We start from the raw sequence: 20,080 nt of genomic DNA on the forward strand, positions 1-20,080 counted from the left end.
GTGTTCACCCTGCAAACGGCAGACGATGTGCTACGCCGCGCCGATTGGACGGCCCGCTCTGATGGCAATGGAGCTCGTGGACGAAGCGCGCACTCTCTCATTCGCTTGCTCTCTTGCATCGTGACGTTCGCCTTTCTCTACGGCGCGGTCATGGGCAGTTTTCGTGGCTTGGCGGGCTTGCCGAGTTGGGAATGGCAGATGCTATTCTCCGCAACGAAAGTGCCGCTCCTACTGACTGGGTCGTTCTTTATTACGCTGCCCACTTTTTTCGTGCTCAGCACTTTGCTCGGTCTCAGGCAAGACTTCACTGCCACGGTACGCGCGTTGTTTGCCGCGCAAGCTGGTCTCGCGATCACGCTTGCGGCACTCGCACCGCTGACCATGCTTTGTTACGCATCGACGTCCAACTATTCGCAGGCACTCGCCTTAAACGGTCTGATGTTCGCGGTCGCTAGCCTAGCAGGTCAGATGCTCTTGCGTGTGCATTACCGGCCACTCATAGCTCGCAACCCGCGGCATCGCCAGATGCTGCTCGCTTGGGGAACGGCCTATGCGTTCGTTGCGATTCAACTCGCTTGGTTACTGCGCCCCTTCCTGGGCACCAAAGGCCTTGAAGTGCAATTCCTTCGCACCGACGTCTGGGACAACGCCTATGTGGTGGTTGTGCGATTAATTTGGCGCGCAGTGTTTGGCTGAGACTCAACCTTCGATTACACTCTACCTATTCTCAACTCCACGTAGTCTCACTGTCACATAATAATGGAACCAACTGATGCGTACCTTACTTTGCATGTCTCTCGTGGCACTGTTCGCCTCACCAACCTTTGCCCAACAACCGAAGACTCCTGGTTGGGAAAGTCTGTTCAACGGCAAAGACCTTAAGGGGTGGACAGAAATAGGCAATGAGAAATGGGTTGTCGAAGAGGGCACGATCTATGGTGCTGGCATCACGAAGGAATATGGCTACCTAGCCACTGAGAAAACATACCGCGATTTTCATATGTCCCTCAGATTCAAATGCGAAGCGGGTGGCAATAGCGGCGTGTACTTGCATACCGCATTCAAGCCGGGCACCGCGACCGTCACCAAAGGACGCCAAATCGAGATCGATCGCAACATTGGACACCACACGGGCGGCATCTACGGCGATGACAAAGGCTGGCTCGTGTGGCCGGCACCGGAACTCGAAACGGTGATTCGACCGAACGATTGGAACGAAATGCTGATCATGGTCGAAGGGAATCGTTACATCACCTACCTCAACGGCATCAAGATGATCGACTTTACCTACCCGTCGCCCGCCGCCGAGGAAGGCGTCATCGCGCTACAGCTCCACTCCGGCGGCGAGGGTCGCATGCGATTCAAAGACCTCTGGATTCGCGATCTGTCGAAGCAAAGTGCCGCCGGCGAGTAAAGTTGGCTGGTCGCCAATACACTTTGAGGTGATTGGGGCAGGCGAAACCGTGTTAGGCCCCATAATCGCATGTGGCTCAGTCATTAAGTAGCCAGTAATTCAAGCTTGCCTTGCAGCGAGCTACCTGCCAATCCTCTAGTGCTTTAGAGCTTTAATCTTGAACTATGGGACGGCGAAGGAGGGGCATGTATCAAAGTGTTGCGGGCTCCAATCGGCGAGTCTAAAATGCACTCTTGGCTAAGGTTTTGCTTTCGAACTCTAAATCTCTTTTTTATATTGCATCCATGACTATTGCTCGTGCCACAACCGCTATCACATTGCTCCTGGTGTTAAGCCAGTCGTGTCGAGCTGTGATCATTCTCGATTATTCGCATGATTTAGCGACGGACAATTTCTTTGGCTCGACGGCAACTGCGAAAGCTGCGGTCGATGCTGCAGCTGCTGACATTAATGCCTTGATCAGCACGACACTCTCACCCATTGCGAGTAATCAGGTTGTTGGCACCAGCGGAAGCACGAGTCTTACACTCAATTGGAACTGGTCGTATACCAATCCGTCGAGTGGGGCATCCGAAGCTTTCACACCACTGATTGGTGCCAACGAAGTGAGGATTTTTGTTGGCATGCAAGAACTGGCTGGGAACACACTCGGGCAAGGTGGGCCAGGTGGAGTTTCGGTTGGTTTTTCTGGAGGTGGGTATGAATCGGAATGGGTGGATGCCGTAGCGGACGCCGAATCAAAATCGAACGCCACTTTCGGTCGCGGTGGAGGGCCTACCATTTCCAATATATCCGGTGGACTGACTCTAAACGCTACAACCGCAAATATAAGTTTGGACCACGGATCCGCCCTCGGCAATCTTTGGTTTGATATTGATACGGACAACGATACGGTTACAGACTCAGCGGCGGAGCTTGCGGACTTCTGGCACTTTGATCACACGAGCGCCGTTGAGCCCGGAAAAAACGATTTATATTCGGTCGCACTACACGAGATCCTTCATGCCCTGGGGATCGGCACCTCCGAGTCTTGGGAAGAAGAACGAAATGGAACGGAATGGCTAGGAACCGAAGCGATAGCCGAAAATGGAGGATCGGGGATCGACTTAGTTGATAGTGGCGGCGGACACATTGCCTCAAACACCATTAGCCCTCGGCTATCCGACGATATGATCATGCAAGAGGCGTTAATGTCACCCTTATTGATTACCGGCACACGCAAAGAATTAACGTTAATGGACATCGCATTTGCACGTGATATTGGCTGGGATGTGGTAGCGGTCCCCGAGCCTTCCGCCTTTCTATTCGTCGGATTAGTGGCCGCCGCCTACTTCAGTCGCAAGGGCTTGCAAGGAAAGCAGGTCGCTAAGAAACCGCAGTGCGTTCTGCCCGGCTCAGGTTACTAGAACCCTTCTTCGTTCCGGGTGCAGTCGTTAGCAACTAGAGTAGCAACGAGATCCAGACCAATCGACACGATGAACGCCATCGCTGTGAAAGTGGCACGATCAGCAAGTGCTACTAAAATCTTCAATGCGCTGACTCCCGATTCGAACCGCAGTTGGCGAACTACTGTCGGCGCAACGCTGTTGCAATGGCTAGATTGAGACGCGTCAATTCAGAAAGTCGCTCTTGAGCGACCAATGGCAAACGCCGTCATCACTAGGAGAACGAGGGTTGCCGGCTCAGGTACCGAGGCGCTTACCGCGGTCGCTGCTCCGGGCGTGCCGTACTGTAGGTGCCAGATCATTAGATCGGCGGCGTCTACAAATAGGTCGCCGTTTGCGTCGCCCTCGGCGAGGGTAATTCCGCTACCGAAGCCGCCTTGCCAACTGAGTAGGTCGATGCCGTCGACGAGAGCGTCTTCGTTGAAGTCGGCGTCGAGTCGCGACACGACTTGGATCACGGCATCGACCGCTCCCACGGGAACATAATTGGGCGCAGTGAGCTCGAAGATGTCGCGATTGTCGGTACCGCCGGTGGTACTCCAACGGTGGATTGTGTCGTTCGGCAGTCCGAATACGGCGCTCGAATCGGTGGGCGTGCCGCCGGCGTGCCAGAGGCCTTGCGAACTGATTTCGAGATAGAGATCCGTCGTTGTTCCCACGGCACCGGCTAGATAATCGACCGTTGCAATGCGCCACGAGTCTGCGCCTGAATCGTTCGAGCAGTGCATGTCGTGTACTGAGCAACTGGGGCCCAAGCCCGAGCCGTCGGGCAATAGGCCCGCACCGTCCAGCAACGAGAGTCCGGAGAAACCGGCGAGGTAATCGGCCGTGGGCCCGATCGACAAACCTTGACTCGTGTCGAACACGAGTTGATGCCGTAGCGATTGTGGGATGAGGCTTGCCGTCGGGTTGTGCACATCGATGCTTTGAAAATCGAGCGCGGCGGAGTCAGTCGCGACAAGGTTCAGAGAAAATGCCGAGAGTGTCATTTCTGCGGCAGGACGAGCCCAGATTTCAAGCTCCGCATTGCTGCCAGCAAGCACTTGGATGACCGGCGCCTCGGGACCGTTGTCTTGGTTGGAGATCCAGAAGTTGGCGATGTCCTCGGCATTTGCCGTCAATGAGGACAGTCCCAGCGCTAGGCAGAATGCGAACGCCGCGAGGCGAACACGAATTTGGTGTTGGTTAACCATTTCGCGAACCTGGGAGAGAAAACCGTATCACTGGAATCACTGATTATACTGTGAAGTATCGCGGGTGGGAAAGAAAACGTGTCTTCTGGCCAGGAAGACTGCATGGTCGAACTTTAGTGTCGCTTCGACCGGAGGCTCGCCAACCAAGCAATACGTTCTGTCAAAGAGCTTATACTGGTTTCATCCGCGGGTGACACGGCTGTCGGAATCAACATGGAAATTGGACAAAATTGTCAGCCTGCGGGATAAAGAGAAACTATGTGAGAAAAGATCCAAGAAATGTTAGACTGACCTGTCACCTTTCGAGTCGGTTTCTTGATTACACCAGTAGGAGGCACCATACCCAGTGACGGGTGCCGCATTGCGACGGGCAGCGACGCCCCGCAGAAGTACATCACGATGGACGGCCACCCTGTGTGACGAGTAGTGAGCAATCATGAACACCTGCCCGAAGCTCCCGTTGCTGCAGCTCTCGTTGCGAGCGTTAATCATTCCGTTTGCGCTGTTGCTGAGCAGCTCGCTCGCACCAGCGGTGACATTCACCTGGAATACCGACAACAACGGCGTCTGGAATAATCCCTTCAATTGGACCCCCTTCGGCGTGCCCAACGATGCGGTCGACGCTGCCGTATTGGGTGGTGTGATTACCGGGCCACGCACGGTTTCCTTGGCGTCCAATGCCACGGTCGGCTCGCTAACTTTTAATAATTCCAATACGTTTACGCTCGACAATTCTACTTCTACTTCGGAGCATCTCACGCTGGGCGGGCCGTTTAGTGGCGACGCGTTTCTCCGGGTATTGGATGGCAACCATGTGATCGAGGCGCCATTGGTCCTCGCGGCTGACACCCAAGTGAACATCAACGAATCGAGTTTGTTGGAAGTCGACGTGACATCGACATCTCTCAACGGGCCGACGCTCACGAAACTTGGCGGCGGCGATTTGCGAATTCACCAAGTGCTCAATCTCAACAGTGGTACGCTGCTTGGCAAAAAGGGAACCATCTCTGGCACCGGCGAAGTCTTCGGCAACATCGACAACAGCAGCGCAACCATCGCTCCCGGGGATGATGGCGAAGGGACATTCCTGCTTCATGGAGACTACGCGCAGGGCGACCAGGGCCGCTTGGAAGTTGAGCTGGGGGGGGCAGGCTCGTTGGACTATGACCGGTTTACAATTAACGGCAGCGCCAGCCTCGATGGCGATGTGCGCGTGTTGCTCAGCCCGGGTTTCACGCCCAGTGCGGGGGACCAGTTTACGGTGATGACCTATGGTTCCAAATCCGGTGCATTCGATGACATTCTCTTGCCATCGCTTAGTAGTGGGTTGAAACTGGACGCGATTGTCGAGAGCACACAGTTGCAAATAAGAGCCGGTAAAATCGTGAATTGGACTGGCGGGGGAGGCGTCAAACTGTGGAATGCTCCGGGGAACTGGCAATTCGGTGAGGTGCCGGACGACGACTTTGCTGTGATCGACGGTGCTGGTACCACGACGATTGTTGGCTCTCAGCTCGCTCCCATCCTGGGTTTGCAATTGACCGGCGGTCGTCACCTTTCCATCCAGTCCCTCACAGGTGCGGGCATGCTGGACGTTGCTGGAACGGTATCGCTCGACCCCACGGCTTCACTGAGCATCGCGGGGAGCATTTCCCACCTCAAAGCTTCGACCGTTAAAAACCAAGGCGGAGTGTTGATCGATTTCGGTGCAAGTCTCAGTGCCAGTCACAAATACCTGCAAACCGGTGGTAGCACGACGCTCGATGGCGTGCTCAGTGCGGATCTCGTGCAGATCGACGCGGGTACGATTAGCGGAGCGGGCACCGTTGATGGCAGTCTCGCCGTGGGAACTGCCTCGACGACGGCGAAACTTCTGCCAGGGAATGGTCTGGGAACGTTCAATGTCGACAACGATTTAACTTTGGGACCGAATGCAGAACTGTTTATCGAAATCGATGCCAGCGGGTCGGCTGTCGTTGCCGATCAACTGGTCGTCGGTGGCACGGTGACGCTAGGCGGTACATTGAATCTTGATCTCGTGGCGGGTAGCACGATTCCATTTAGCAATCCTGTGCAAATTCTGCAGGCAGACAATCTTGGGGGCAATAGCCGGTTCGACGACATTACCGGGCTGGCAACGCCCGAGGGTTCGCTGATCGTGACGTTTCTTCCAGGGGGTTCTGGCTCCTATACTACGATCAGTCTTCACTTATCACAAGAACTCGGCGACATGAATGGCGATGGCGATGTCGACACAGACGATGCCACAATGTTTGCCTGGGCCATCCGCGATGCCGACACCTACTACGATATGTTCATTCTGGGTGGCGGTGGTGCCGACGACAAAATGGCCGACATGGATTTCGATACGGAGCTCACGTTTGCCGACATCCCATTGTTCCTCGCCGCTGTCGAACTATCGGGCGGAGCCGTCGCAGCAGCAACTTCGGCAATTACTAGCGTGCTGAATGCGCAAACAGTCCCTGAGCCAAATACGATGCTACTCGCTCTAGTTGGTTTGAGCGCATGTTCGGTGCATCGCCGAGAAAGGCAGCTCGCGGATGGTTGGTAAATCGTCCACACGAGATGCTGCCTTCACCCTAGTCGAGCTGCTTGTCGTAGTCGCGATCATGAGCGTGCTCTTGGGCCTCTTGCTGCCCGCAGTCCAAGCGGCGCGGGAAGCGTCGCGTCGCTCGGCTTGTCAGAACAACTTGAAGCAACACGGTTTGGCGCTGCTCGGCTATCATGCGCAGTCAGGCCATTTTCCAGAAGGTGCGCGCCAGCACGATCGCGAAGGCCGATTCAGTATCGGCTGGCATGTGCTGGTGCTGCCGATGTTGGAGCTCACCTCGCTTTACGAGACAATCGAACCGCAACCCAACGGTGGTGCGCGGTATTCCGGTGGAAATCTGATCCCAGAGGTGTTCGTTTGCCCCAGTGCCGCACCACCGACCGACAAGACCACTAATCTAGAAAGCGCGAACTATGTGGGCGTGGCCGGCTCTGGAGAAAGTCGCGTGGAGTGGACGCTCGACGAACGCGTCAACGGGCACGTCTTCACCGACGGCACATTGTTTATCGCGAGCCGCGTGAACATGGGCGATATCACTGACGGCAGTTCGAATACGCTAGTAGTTGGAGAGCGCACATTCTTCAACACCGCCGAAGATTGGGCTTTCGGCTGCGAATGGCACGCCGCGGGTGCGTCGCTCACACCCACACGTATTACTACGGGAGCGGTCAAGAATATGGTGTGGCCAATCAACACGATCGAGCACGGTCGAGCTTTCTACATCCGCGACTTCAGCGTGCCTGCGGAACAACGGTTAGTGCTCAACAACGATCTTCCCTTTGGTAGCCACCACCCGGGCGGCGCTTCGTTCGCGCTAGCCGACGGCAGCGTTCACTTCTTTAGTGATAGTACCGACTTGCCTACGCTGAAGCGACTAGCGAGCATTGCCGACGGGGAGTTGACCGAGTGGGTGCCATAGGCGGAAGGCGTTGGGTAGGGTGCCATTTGATTGTGGTGCCGGTAATGGTTAGCCATCGAGCAACGCCCGCAGGACGAACCAGCAGCCAACGGCGCAGAGCAATGCGCCCGATAAGACATCGACTGCACGAAGTCGCTTCTCAGTCGCTTGACGAAATCGAAGCAACGCCCCGGCTGCTGAATAGATCAACAAGCCGATCGCGCCGACAAGCGAAATAATAGCAGCTGTCTCTAGCGTTGATTGTGAGTTGCGATTGGCGAACACTGCCAGCACAACCCCCGGGAATTTGGGGTTCAAACATTGCAGCATGACGCCATTGAGCAAAGTAGGAGAGTACTGCTTGGTAACGTGTTGCGTTCTCCTCGCCAATTGGACCCCTAGGTAGATGATGAACAGCCCGCCAACGAACTGTAGCACTCTGATTGCCAAAGGAGACAAGCCGCTGATTTGTTCCGTGAGAAGACCTATCGCAATTGCCACCACGGCGTAGACGAGCACGATCCCTAGTTGAAACGGTACGAGCTGGGAAACACGATACCGCGTGGCCAACAGAAACGAGGCCAAGCCGGCAGGCCCCGGACTAAGCATGAGTGGAATAACGAGAATAAAAGTGTCAATCACGTTGGCTATTTCTTAGAGGTATAAGTCTACAGATCTACGGGATTCTCGGATATTCTCAGCATCAAACATTCATTCTGGAGTCTTCAGCGGCGCGTTTCCTCATTCAACACCGTAGGTGCAGTGCAATCCAACAAGCTGCGTCATTGGGCAACGACTTGAGAATACTCTCGCTCAGCGACGGCGTAAGCTGAACAGGCTCTAGTGCATTGGCTGTGTGTTGTCGTCAACTGTTCATAGTTCGGCAACGAGTTGCCCTAAGGCTGCCCTGCTGTTGGGCTCAGGAGTCGCTGACTTGGCCGCTGCTTCTCGGCAGCTTCCACCTCAATTCTATGTTATGCCATTATAGGGCGCAGCCGGTGGTGGTACGTCACGCAGCAATCAACAAGAATGATTGTACCATCCAGACTTGCTCTTTGCTTTCCAGTTGGAAAGACAGAAACTAAATTGCTACGATGGGGTTCTAAGTGGAGAGGAGATGCGGAGACTTTGGAATTTTGACAATCGAGGTCATCAAGAAGATGAGCAATAGTACTCAATGGTTAGCGATAATTTTTCTTTGGGCGTCTTCTGCGACGTTCGCCGCGGGGCAGGACTTTGACGAGTTAACCGCCTTGGCCAATGGCGCCCTTCTCGGTCAGCATGTTGAAGAAGCAGTGCCCGGCTTCGAAATTCAGTTGATGCGAGAAGGAGAGGTACTTTATCACCACGCCTTCGGTGACTGGTCTCTTGATCGCGTCGCTGAGGCGAACAGCAGCACGAAGAACGTGACTGGCGCCGTAATGATGTCCATTGCTCAAAGTGGCGAGGGGAATTTTTCGCTAGACAGCCGACTGAGTGACTTCTTGCCATCCTTCGACCAGCCAAGCTACCGAGACATAACCATTCGGCAAGCTTTCAGTCATTCCTCAGGTCTCGGAGCACTCGATTTCACTGGCATACTCGAAAACGATTCCATCACATTGCAGCAAGCGGCCGAGCAGATTAGCCAGAAACCCCTGGTAAACGGCCCACCTGGAAGCCAATTCTCATACGGTGGATTGTCGATGCAGGCCGCAGGTGCCGCTGCCGAAGTGGCTACAGGGCAAAGCTTTGTTGACTTGTTGGCCGAACGTATCACGGGGCCTCTCGAAATGGAGAATACACGTTTCGTTATTGCGAGTGCCAGTAATCCGCGCATTGCCGGCGGTCTGGAGTCAACGGCGTCCGATTTCAGCCGATTTATGGACATGGTGATGAATGATGGCGTTGATCGAGCAACCGGGACTCGGTTGCTATCTGAGTCATCCGTTGCCGAGATGCTCACTCGGCAAACAAGCGAACTCCAGCCGGTAAATTACTCTCCGGCAGGAAACAATCGATACGGTATTGGTGTCTGGCTTGACCAATTGGACCAAGCAGGACCAGCGGTAGATGTTTTGGCAGGCGGCGCGAAAGGATTCCACAGTTGGATAGACAAAGAGCACGACCTCGTATTCACATTCGCAACAGATCAAACGTCATTCGCCAATGTCGAGCTACTATCGTCCATGATGCACGAATCCATTCTTACAGACTTGTATGCAGCAGGCGATTACGATCTTGATGGCGATGTCGATGGGGCGGACTTCTTCGTGTGGCAACTCAGCAATAGTTTAACCGGTGCAAACTTACCCGCGGACGGAAACGCCGATGGCACCGTTGACGCAGCGGACTATCTAGTTTGGCGAAACAACTATGGTACGGGACCACTGATCAGCGCTCTCCAAGTGCCTGAGCCCGCGAGTATTCTACTGCTCTTCTTAGCGGCAGCTAGTTGCAATAGGAGACGTTGCCCCCAACGTTGTTAGCTGACATCGGTGGGAATTACCGAGGCCTCGAATCGTCCCTGATCTAATGCATTGCCGCAACGAGCGACTGCGTTGACTGGCTTCGTACCTCGACGCGGTTGATACCCGACCGCTTGAGGAGTGATTTGACCTCTGCCCGTCCAGCTTCTCACTCAGCATCGCTCGTAGCAACGTAGTCCAACAAACCGCTGGTGAAAAACGGTACCGACTTCGTTGCGGACTTAAGCCTCCCTGGATCTTCGTGGAATTGTCTTCCTGCCCTCGCTGAGTCATTCGCTCCTAGCCGCCAAATCTCCTTGAATTAGCCATCGAAATGAAAACCATGTAACACTCTGCAAAGCGCTTCGCTTAAGGGGTTAGCAGCTGGCGTCCGTCGGCAATAAGAACTAACGCAACCTCTTACCTTGAGAGAATTGACCATGGCTACGAAAGTCCCAAGCAAGCAGCGTCGGCTCGTCTACCAAACGTTAGAAGCCCGTCAACTGATGCATGGCGAAAGCATCGCTGCCCTGCCCGAGGTCGATGTCCGCCAAACGGACCAGCCTGTGCAAATCGCTTCAGCTTTGCCTCAACGCTTCTCTCTCAATATGAGCCAAGAGGTACTGGCGATGGACGGAAGGTTTGGGGGTATCATTATCCCTCAAGATACCTCTCCGCCGGACACCGTCGACTGGGCTGGAGTCATTCCGAGACTAAGTAGCAACCCTGGCGCCTCGGCTACGATCTACTTGGACTTCAATGGCCACAGCGAGGAAATGTGGGGCTTGCGCAACGATATCGAGACGCCCAAGTTCGATATCGACAACGACCTCAGCGGGTACTCCGCGGCTGAGAACCTAATGATGCAAAATATATGGGCTCGCGTGGCCGAGGACTTCGTGCCCTTCAACATCAATGTCACGACCGTCGACCCGGGCTCGTTCAAAAATGGCGAAGCGTTGCGGATCGCGATCGGCGGTCACTGGGAAGACTGGTACGACAAACCTGCCGGCGGTTTGGCCTCTCGCAACGCGTTCACAAACGACGTTTCCAACGTGGCGTTTGTCTTTTCCGGAACGCTAAACGATGGGGCGGATACGCCTGATGAGGAACCTCGCCTTGCGCAGTGGATAGCCGACGCGGCATCGCACGAAGCCGGGCACTCCTTTGGACTGGCTCACCAGAGTTACTACAGAACCAGGAATGGCATCACCGTGAAGGAGGAATATCGCAAGGGCAATTCGCAGAAGGGCCCCATCATGGGGTCGACCTTCTTTTCTGATCGCAGTGTGTGGTACTACGGTAAAACCGGCCCCGCGGCCCAGATTACGTACCAAGATGACATGGCGATCATCGCCGGTACGAAGAATGGCTTCGGCTACCGGGCCGACGACCACGGTGATTCCCTTAGCGACGCGACGGAAATCCCTTGGGGTACAACCACGGTATCAGGCATCGTTGAGCAAACGAGCGACGTCGATGTCTTCCGCTTTGACACCGATGGTGGCCAGATCACGATCGACTTGGATGTGGTAACGCACGGTGCGAATCTCGACGCTAGGATCGAACTATGGGGCACGGCGCCGCAGGTATCTTCGCGAACATTCCCCTCGCGCAGTATCGATGCGTCCGACTTCACGAGCACTCCGCGGCTACTCGCCAGCAGCGATCCGGCCGACGCTTTGGATGCAAGTATCACTAAGAACATCGACGCCGGCACGTACTATGTGAAAGTATTGAGCCACGGCGAGTACGGCGATGTAGGCCAGTACAAGCTGGGCGGAGATTTGAATCTCAAGCGGAATGCCAACAACCCAATCAATGGCACTGATTTGCTAGCCTGGCAGCGAGGCTTCGGCACCGTTGATGCCAGGAGGTCCGATGGTGATGTCGACAAGGACCTGCATGTTGACGGCGATGATCTGGCGGTCTGGCAAACTCAGTATGGCAAGACCGCACCCGTAGTCTATCGCCTCACCTCGCCAATTGTTGGAACTGACGACGCAGTAGAACCGAGAGCAAAGTTCCAAGCCAATACGATTCTAGGTTCCAGTGTTGCGAGCGTTGGAGTGGGATCGACCGCACCTCGACAAAAGCCGTTGGAGGCAATCGCTGTGACAGAGCTCAGCGAACAGCGAATTCAGAGCGCCTGGCATGCATTGCCAGAACAGACCCGCGATTTAGGCAGCGACGACTTCGCTAGTGCAAGAGACGGCCATTCCACGAAAGCCACTGAGCCAGTTGACGCAGCCTTCGTGACGCTAGACATCGACAAAGGATTCACCGGACTGCGATTTGCCTCGGTCTTCAGTTAGCTTCGGTTGGGTGCCTTCGAGCGCCACCGCGCAGGTAGCTGGGACCGTCCATCCTGCCTAACTCATGTCGGCTTCATCGTTGGACTCGCATTTTAGCGTATCTCAGTGCGATCCGAGTGACCCACATTTCGCACCAAGGTCGATGCCTCATGTGTGAGTTAGTATCTGACATAAATGCATTGAGCATGAGGCAACCGCAGGAGTTGGTTATGCACTTCCCAGCGGTTGGTGATTTGGATTCGGAATAAAGCCTCCCGTGATTTTGCCTCGCTCACCCACCTTCCAGCAACCACGGATTCGTTCGGGGGGAACGGCTCCATTCGAGTCTTCGATTCCGTCCATTGCGTAGACGTAGCCGTTTGGATTCTGCTTCGCCTCAGCGTGGGCTGCTGCATCAGGGACGGGTGCATCAGAAGACTCTGTCTTGGGTTTTCTAAACCACATAACTTGTTTTCTTTTAATAACCGTAGTAATAAGTTGTCTTACTCGATTAGCACTCTACGTAAGCTATTTCCCTTGGACGGCCTTGGGAGGCTGGTAGAATGTGTAGCTATTCTACGTGAGCTTGGCCTACCGCGACTAAAACGATTACTCGCTAACTAGCCCATGAGTGACCCACCTGCTGCTAGAAAAGTCCCCAAGTACAACTCCACCCGCAGGCACCCGGGGAAACGGTTACGCCGGCGAGCGGAGCGTTTCGCACAAAACCGGAACTGCGCTGCTTCCTCCGACGCGCGACGGGTATGATCCAGCAGAGCAAAAGCACCAGTGTCGACGGCTCCGGCACGCTTGCCAGTTGCGCAGTGAGTGCTGGACTCGCCCCGAAGTTCGATTGCCAAGCGGCGAGCTCCGTGCTGCTCAACGAGCTGGCGGTAACGCCGTGTTGCCAAGTAAGAAAATCGAAGCCGTTGACTGCGTCGTCGAAATCGAAATCTCCTGGGGTGTCTGCAACTCCGGCTTCCCGCGTTGGCGAACCAACGTCCAAATGAAGGTGGTGTGTATGCACCGAGCTAGGGTCCAAGTACAACGCTGTCCCAGGGCGAGCCGCGCGGATGCCATCGTAGATGTCTTCATTGGAAGTGATGATGCGAATAATTCGCCCACTATCCGAACCGGCACTAGCGCCCGCGTCGATGTAAGCGACCGCCGTGCTGATGACTTCTATCTCTGCGCGGGAGGTCGATCCATCGCCGAAATTGTGCGTAGAACTATTCGTGTGCATGTCGATGTCCATGCCGACTCGATGCGTGGAATGCGCCGCTGATGAACCATATCCGTCAAACGTCGACATGGCGTTCATCAGTTGCGTGATGCTAGTCGCCGTTTTAGCCGCTGCAGAACCGTTGCGCCACAACTCGTGAGCCCAACTCGTACCGAACCGTTCGGGCTGCGGCGTGTTGCCGGTGCGAGCATTGGTCCCTGGGTCACGTCCCGGCAGAATGTCGAAGTCGCCAATCGCGCCAGCCACGCTGAAAGTGCCGGGCACCTGCGGGTCGGGATCGATCAGCTCTTCCCAAGTCGGTGCGTTCGCAGCGTTGAGCCAGCCAGCCGTGTTGGGACCGACGATACCGTCGACACTTGCTTGTGTGGTATTAATCCCTGCCACGAATGCTGCTTGAAAGGTACGCACCGCCTCATCTGTGTTGGCACCGAACACGCCATCGACCACCAACGACCCGCCACCCTGTGGTACGAAGCCAAAGTAATTGAGCCGGTGTTGCTGCTCAGCCACGAACAGCCGATTGTTCGCCGGATCATTGAGCGATTCAAGACTTTGCCCCACCGAACCCGTGCCAGCGCCCGTGTAACCTGGTCGCACAGTAGCGGAAAACTTCTTCGGTTGGCCGTCAATTAATAGCGAACCGTTGAGCGTGCCCTGAAAGCCGCGCGCTGCGGGATCGGTATCACCCAAGGTCGGTGTGTCGCGCGTGGGATTTGGAAACACCCACAGGCGACCGTCCGACGCGAAACTACCCTGCTGAAGCTCCGAGCTCGTCCGCACGGTATGCCCCGAGAACCCCGACAGAGACAGCCCCGAGAAGTTCGCGCCCGACGGCACACCGGCAAGATTGCCGAAGTCCAGTTCAATCGCATTGCCCGAGCGCCCAAAGAAATCGAGATCGCCGGCAATTGCCGGCTGCAACGCACCGCAAGCGATCAAGTGCAATGCACTGCTGGCGACCAAGACTACAGTCAATTTGCGACAACGATCGATCATCCCTCCATTTTACCAGAACTTCAAGGAACTACGATCTTCTTGACGCGCAATCGTTTCTCACAATATCGCAAACGGAGGCGCCACGATAAGCCCACCTGCCCGCGCCTATTGATAGGCTGGCAGTTGCCTTCGACGTACTGGCGCAGGCGGCATCGAGCCCTGACCCTATAGTTTCCCCGGCGGCCTAAATCACACCGGCTTCTCAAGGCTCATCTGGTTCAGAGCATTATTGTGACGACTGCTCCTGTTCTTATTGGGTCGGGCATCTCGCTGTTCGGAATGCTCGACAACGATATCCTCCTTCAGCATCTAAAGACACGAGCGCTCGCTCGTGGCTTGGTACAGAGCGAGTATCTGGTCGTTTCGTAATGAACGCCGACGTGAAACGTCGAGCACAGTAACGGTGCTGTGCTAAGCAGCAGAGAACAGATTGTCATGTGTCACGAACGGCAAATTGCTACGCAGCAAATGGGTAGCCCACCTGCGCTAGAAAAGGGGCCCGAAATACAACACCACCCGCCGGCGCCCGGGGAAACGGGTACGCCGGCGAGCGGAGCGCTTTGCTCCAACTCGGAACTGTGCTACGTTTCCTCCGGCCCGCAACGGGAGTGATCAAGCGAGCAAGAGCACCAGTGTAGACGGCTCCGGAACGCTTGCCAGTTGTGCAGTGAGTGCTGGACTTGCGCCGAAGTTCGACTACCATTCGGCACCGCTACCGACGGCTCTAAAACGGAGCTTCGCCTTCCAGCATCTTCCGTACCCCTGGCAGCAATTCTCGATAGAGATCGTGCTGCTGATGGGATCGCCCTGTGCCATCGGCACGCAAAACCATTTCCTGGTCGATCAATTGCAGGCCCGGAATCATTCGGTACGATGCGTCGCCAATCATTGAGGGTAAACCGGCCAGTACGATTTCGTTCTTAGCACGTTCCAAACCAAAGTGCTCAGCCCATGCTCGCGCATCTTCAGCCGTTGGGGCACGCATGGCTAGGCTATAGAGCAGTAGGCGAATCTTGACGATCCGATCGTCGGAAAGATCAAAGCCTCCGTACTTCCGAGCTGCTTCCTCGATTGAGGGCAGCCCCGGTTGTGGCGGGATGTCGCGGAACCCACCCCGTTCATGTCCACCGCTAAAAGCTTGGCATGCTTTGCAGGGCATGCCAATGGGCTCAAGCAAGATGATCTTCCCTTTGAATTCGGACAGACGTGTCGGTGTGCCCTCTTGATCGATCAGTTGAAAATCGGGGTAGGTTTCGTTGAGTTTGGGTGGCCAATCGAAATCCTGCGTCGTCGCTCGACTGCTCGGCAAAATCGTTGCCGCGGCAGTTTGCAGCTGTTCTTCGAAGCGAAATGTCAGAAAAATCGTCCCGCAGACGATTATCGAGGTCAGAAGAATCGTTCTCATCGCTACCACCAGACGTACAAGTGTCTTGTTCGACAGTAAGAGTGTAGCTTGCAGAAAGTACCCCAGATGGATGGTCTCCACAGAGAATCTCAGCGCTACTCTCAGGCGACACAAGGACGATATCGAGTCGATCGGCCACATCGACCAACTTACGAGGTGAGTGTCGCTCGACGCCGTATCGCGTTAGAATGAGGGGCACAGCACAAGCAAAGATCCACTAGAAGCCTATCCAACAATTCACAGGGAACTTATGGCGAAGAACCAAAACACAATGGAAAAGCGACGTAGAGAAATGGAAAAAAAGCAAAGAGCAGAAGAAAAGAGAACCCTTCGTCGCGAGAAGAAGGAGCAGAACCAAGAACGAGAGACCCAGGACGCATCCTCGTAAAAGAGGTTTATGTCTATCAACACCAACGGCTGAAGTCGATCCAACGCTGAAGTCGATCCAACAAGTAGAGGTAAGCGATGTTAACAGTAGCTGAGCGGCGAGTATTAGACACCTATCAAGAATATCTAATTACGCCGGGGCAAATGCTATGCTTTTCCGGCCCCAATTTAGAACGGGACAAAGAAACACTGGAGCTCATGAGCGAAAAGGAGCTATTGACCAAAGAGTCTTTCCGAGGTGGATATTCTCTCACAAGATCCGGCTTCGCAGCCATGAAGGATGGCGAGTAGCTCGTTGAGATGCTTGTGGAAGCCGAGCTCACGCAGCGTGCTCTCACTACGAGGGGCCAGATCCGAAGTGAGTTCTGTACTTCATCTTTCCAGAATAGGTGCGACTTTGCGGCAAGTGTTTGTTGGTTCTTCAGCGAATTGCATGGGCTGCTTGCTGCTCCGGCGTTGGCACATAGTTCACGATCAATCCTCTTCCGTGCTTTCAATCTCCTGATTGAGCACCGCCCTGCGCAGCGTAATTCGACAAGCCGCCTCGTAAAACGCGGTGGGATCGTTGGGCCACGATTGAAGAATACTCTCGGTCAGCGATTGCATGAGCTTCACTTGCTCAAGTGCGTGGCCCGGTTTGTCTTGGGCGTCGATCTCTTGCAATTCCGCGACGAGCCGCTCGAAGATTGCGGCACTGTTGGGCTCAGGAGTATCTGCTAATTGGCGGCGTAGCTCCAGCGCTGCTGCTGCGGCTGCTTGTGACTCGTCCTTGTTGGCGGTGTTATTCACGAGCTCGGCGAGGCACTCTGCCAGGGCGGACTGCAGAACGGGATCGCCCGCGCGCTGCTTGAGTAGTTCCTCGAGTGCCGTTTGTGCTTGGCGCAAGTGGTCCTCAGCTGGTGCTTTCTTGTCGAGTGCCGCATACATGAAACCGAGAGCAGAGTGGAGTTTGGCCTGTTCTTCGGGGCCGTTGGCGGTAGGCCAGTTATCTTCGCCGGCCTTAATGATTTGCTGCACAAGCCTTTTTTGCCAGCTCGGTGCGATATGCTCGATGCCGGGTACCTTGCCAAGGAGCTCGTCGAGGCGCCCCTCGAGTACTTGGTTCTTCTTGCCGAGGCGTTGCTTCTCTTCTTGTGCTTGGGCGATGGTTTCGATTTGGGCTATCGAATTTTGCTTGAGTTGTTCGTTTTGCGATTTCATCACAAGGGCTGCCGTGGGGCCGGCGAGAGCAATGAACAGGGTGAGCATTGCGGCGCTGGCGAGTGCCGGTTTGCGTTCTGCCCAGCGCCACAGACGGTCAGCCCGGCTAATGGGGCTCGCCTTAACAGGCTCTCCGGACGCGAAGCGGCGCAGTTCGCTGGCTACTTCTTTAGCGGTAGAGTAGCGCCGATTGGGGTCGCGCTCCAGGCATTTGAGACAGATCGTGGAGAAGTCTTTGGGAATGTGGCGATTGAACTTGCGAAGCTCAGGCACGTCTTCGGTTTGTTTGCGGAAGAGTTGCCACTGATAATCGCCGCGATAGGGCAGCTCGCCTGTGGCCAGTTGGAAGAGCATAACTCCCAGGGCGTAGATGTCTGTTCGGCAGTCCGTCCAATGCGACTTGCCGCCGGCCTGTTCGGGCGACATGTAAGCGGCGGTGCCAAGAATTTGCCCGTCGACAGTCATCGTGACTTCGCCCGTCTGCCGTTTGGCCAAACCGAAGTCCATGAGCCGCGGTTCGCCCTGCTCATCGACCATCACGTTCGAAGGTTTCAGGTCGCGATGAATCACGCCGTGGGAGTGCGCATGCTCTAGCCCATCGGCAATCTGCGCGCCCAGCTCGGCGATATCTCGCGCGGGTTGCGGTGGAGTGGTCGACCAAGAGGCGACCGTGATGCCGCGGATGAACTCGCTGACGATGAACACGACTTCGTTTTCGCGACCAATCTCGTAGACAGGTACGATGTTCGGATGGTGAAGCTGCGCGGCAGCCCGTGCTTCGCGGAAGAAGTAGTCGATCTCTTGAGAGCTAAGATTGCCGCGTCGTGGGATCTTCAGTGCCACGATGCGATCAAGGTCTGTGTCGCGCGCTTTCCAAACTGTGCCAAACCCGCCCATGCCCACGCGACTAAGCAGTTCAAAGCGCCCAATCGATTGCAAAACTGGCGCAGCTACGTCGATCTCGTTGCTCTCGACTAAACTGAAGTGGCTTCCGCAGCTCACGCAGGTCACTTCTTCCAGCGGCGTATCGGCGAGCAACTCCACCGCTTCGCGACAATGTGGGCAACGTATGTGTAAGCCTTGCGAGTCGAGGTGCTGCTTTGCTGGGATGGCACTTGACGAACTAGCCTGTTGCCACTGAACGGTTTCACGATTTGCAGGGCTGGCTTGGTTTTCCCGCGTCGTGACGTGACTCAGCGCTGCGAGTATTTCCGCTCTGAGCAAAGGGTAGGCATCGGCCAGTTCTTTGGGAGTAAGCAGACGCCCATCGGAATTCCGACGATAGTTGAGCTCAATCTCTGCAAGTTCAGCGAGCGCCACGTTGCGACATTCGGGGGGGGCTTCTTGGAGATAATCAAGCAGACCTAGCGTGCCGGTCTTCCCAACTTCTTCCGGCTCCTTCCATGCCGATTCAAAGCGATCGCATAGTTCATCGACCTTCTGCGCAAGTCGCGGAGTGAGCGACGATTCTCCAGACACGACGGTACTCCCATGCTTGCTAGCCATAGTGTGATTGTACTCTATCTGTCGAACAGAATGGTATCTGGTAGAGCCGTGTAGGGTTGAATCCATCCCACAAAGGGCACGAAGATCACAAAGTATTGTTCTACGAATGTAATTCCGATTTCGAGCTTCGTGATCTTTGTGTTCTTTGTGGTAAAAAGCGTGCTTCCAAAATGTGTTGACCGTCACGCTAGGTTAGCAAGTTGGATCGAATTGTCTAAGAGAGTAGGATATAGGGAGGCATTCCCCGAGCGAGACGGAAATGAGCAACGAAGACCCTGGATCGATTACCCACTGGCTACACCAGCTGGCTTCTGACGACGAGTCGGTGGCACAGCAAGGGTTGTGGAATCGCTATTTCACGCAGTTGGCTGGCATTGCGCGCGGACGTTTAACTACCGTGAAGGGCCGCGATGCCGATGAAGAGGACGTGGCGCTCAGTGCGCTGAACAGTTTTTTCTGTGCCGCTCGCGAGGGACGTTTCCCCAACCTGCAAGATCGCACAGGCTTGTGGCCGTTGCTGGTGAAGATGACCGCGTGCAAAGCGATCAATGAAGTGAAACGCCAGCACGCGCAGAAGCGTACCAAAAAGGCAGAGCAGTACGTGCCGGAAATGACTGAGCTGATGGGCGACGCCCCGACGCCGCAGTTTGCCATGGAACTGGCAGAGCAAGTCGATCGATTGATGGCAAAGCTTCCCGACGAACAGTTACGCACGATTGCCGTCATGAAGCTCGAAGGGCATACGAACGCGGAAATCGCGGAGCACTTCGAGATCGTAGAACGCTCAGTAGCGCGAAAGCTGGCCCGCATTCGCGTTGAGTGGCAAGAGCACGCGTAGGAGGGAGCAGCTATTCGGGTTCTCCAACGGTTTTCGTAGCCCCGTAGCAGGACGTCTCTGCCCCGCTCCGCAGGAACTACGCCTTCGGCGTAATTGTTTGTCGTCATTCCTGCTTTGGAAAAACAGCGAAGAGCAAGCTGAATTACGGGCGTAGCACTCTTCTTTAACTTCTCTGCTCGAGCGTGTCCGGTTTCTCTCCGGATTGTTGATCTTACTTTCAGCCCCCCCTTTCTTTGCTTGAA

At 55.3% G+C, this 20,080-nt stretch carries 15 protein-coding genes; 9 read left to right on the forward strand and 6 right to left on the reverse strand.

The genetic code is table 11. The annotated features are described in order from the left end of the window. The 3 genes from HG15A2_RS01270 to HG15A2_RS01280 all read left to right on the forward strand — a co-directional run bounded on the left by HG15A2_RS01270 (window position 1) and on the right by HG15A2_RS01280 (window position 2,820). Window positions 1-696 carry a hypothetical protein gene (locus HG15A2_RS01270; protein WP_145057055.1) on the forward strand — a complete coding sequence of 232 codons (696 nt, stop codon included), beginning with the start codon at window positions 1-3 and terminating at the stop codon, window positions 694-696. A 76-nt stretch (window positions 697-772) separates the two neighbouring features. Then, window positions 773-1,414 carry a 3-keto-disaccharide hydrolase gene (locus tag HG15A2_RS01275; RefSeq protein WP_218932249.1) on the forward strand — a complete coding sequence of 214 codons (642 nt, stop codon included), beginning with the start codon at window positions 773-775 and terminating at the stop codon, window positions 1,412-1,414. A gap of 284 nt (window positions 1,415-1,698) precedes the next feature. Continuing rightward, window positions 1,699-2,820, forward strand: a complete 1,122-nt coding sequence (locus tag HG15A2_RS01280) for a hypothetical protein (protein WP_145057059.1) — start codon at window positions 1,699-1,701, stop codon at window positions 2,818-2,820. Window positions 2,821-3,029: 209 nt separating this feature from the next. Here HG15A2_RS01280 and HG15A2_RS01285 read toward each other — a convergent pair whose 3' ends face one another. After that, entirely contained in the window at window positions 3,030-4,052 is a 1,023-nt protein-coding gene (locus HG15A2_RS01285) for a hypothetical protein (protein ID WP_145057061.1), read from the reverse strand. 436 nt (window positions 4,053-4,488) lie between these two features. Here HG15A2_RS01285 and HG15A2_RS01290 point away from each other — a divergent pair, with 436 nt between their 5' ends. Both HG15A2_RS01290 and HG15A2_RS01295 read left to right on the forward strand, forming a co-directional pair. Next, window positions 4,489-6,624 carry a hypothetical protein gene (locus tag HG15A2_RS01290; RefSeq protein WP_145057063.1) on the forward strand — a complete coding sequence of 712 codons (2,136 nt, stop codon included), beginning with the start codon at window positions 4,489-4,491 and terminating at the stop codon, window positions 6,622-6,624. Then, window positions 6,614-7,543, forward strand: coding sequence for a DUF1559 domain-containing protein (locus HG15A2_RS01295; RefSeq protein WP_145063876.1), 930 nt, complete (start codon window positions 6,614-6,616; stop codon window positions 7,541-7,543). Before HG15A2_RS01290 ends, HG15A2_RS01295 begins: the two co-directional genes overlap by 11 nt. 48 nt (window positions 7,544-7,591) lie before the next feature. Here the strand turns inward: HG15A2_RS01295 and HG15A2_RS01300 are convergent, their stop codons facing one another. Next, window positions 7,592-8,164, reverse strand: coding sequence for a LysE family translocator (locus HG15A2_RS01300; protein ID WP_145057065.1), 573 nt, complete (start codon window positions 8,162-8,164; stop codon window positions 7,592-7,594). Window positions 8,165-8,682: 518 nt separating this feature from the next. On the opposite strand from HG15A2_RS01300, the gene HG15A2_RS01305 reads away from it, so the two are divergent. Both HG15A2_RS01305 and HG15A2_RS01310 read left to right on the forward strand, forming a co-directional pair. Beyond that, on the forward strand, window positions 8,683-9,990 hold the full coding sequence (locus HG15A2_RS01305) for a serine hydrolase (RefSeq protein ID WP_145057068.1): 1,308 nt from the start codon (window positions 8,683-8,685) through the stop codon (window positions 9,988-9,990). 419 nt (window positions 9,991-10,409) lie between these two features. Then, entirely contained in the window at window positions 10,410-12,284 is a 1,875-nt protein-coding gene (locus HG15A2_RS01310) for a zinc metalloprotease (RefSeq protein WP_145057070.1), read from the forward strand. 207 nt (window positions 12,285-12,491) lie between these two features. Here HG15A2_RS01310 and HG15A2_RS01315 read toward each other — a convergent pair whose 3' ends face one another. The 3 genes from HG15A2_RS01315 to HG15A2_RS01335 form a co-directional block, all read right to left on the reverse strand. After that, a complete protein-coding gene (locus HG15A2_RS01315) occupies window positions 12,492-12,728 on the reverse strand; it encodes a hypothetical protein (RefSeq protein ID WP_145057072.1) in 237 nt (78 codons plus the stop codon). Window positions 12,729-12,909: 181 nt separating this feature from the next. Then, complete coding sequence (locus tag HG15A2_RS01320) at window positions 12,910-14,502, reverse strand: peptidoglycan-binding domain-containing protein (RefSeq protein ID WP_145057074.1); 1,593 nt, start codon at window positions 14,500-14,502, stop codon at window positions 12,910-12,912. A gap of 724 nt (window positions 14,503-15,226) precedes the next feature. Next, on the reverse strand, window positions 15,227-15,988 hold the full coding sequence (locus tag HG15A2_RS01335) for a thioredoxin domain-containing protein (RefSeq protein ID WP_145057078.1): 762 nt from the start codon (window positions 15,986-15,988) through the stop codon (window positions 15,227-15,229). Between the two features lie 384 nt (window positions 15,989-16,372). Between HG15A2_RS01335 and HG15A2_RS01340 the strand changes: the two genes are divergently transcribed. Further along, entirely contained in the window at window positions 16,373-16,585 is a 213-nt protein-coding gene (locus HG15A2_RS01340) for a hypothetical protein (protein ID WP_145057080.1), read from the forward strand. Window positions 16,586-16,768: 183 nt separating this feature from the next. On the opposite strand, the gene HG15A2_RS01345 is transcribed toward HG15A2_RS01340, so the two are convergent. After that, window positions 16,769-19,000, reverse strand: a complete 2,232-nt coding sequence (locus HG15A2_RS01345) for a serine/threonine-protein kinase (RefSeq protein WP_218932250.1) — start codon at window positions 18,998-19,000, stop codon at window positions 16,769-16,771. A gap of 259 nt (window positions 19,001-19,259) precedes the next feature. On the opposite strand from HG15A2_RS01345, the gene HG15A2_RS01350 reads away from it, so the two are divergent. Next, on the forward strand, window positions 19,260-19,838 hold the full coding sequence (locus tag HG15A2_RS01350) for an ECF-type sigma factor (RefSeq protein ID WP_145057084.1): 579 nt from the start codon (window positions 19,260-19,262) through the stop codon (window positions 19,836-19,838). Window positions 19,839-20,080: the final 242 nt, after the last annotated feature.

It is taken from the genome of Adhaeretor mobilis (assembly GCF_007741515.1).
Lineage (GTDB): Bacteria > Planctomycetota > Planctomycetia > Pirellulales > Lacipirellulaceae > Adhaeretor > Adhaeretor mobilis.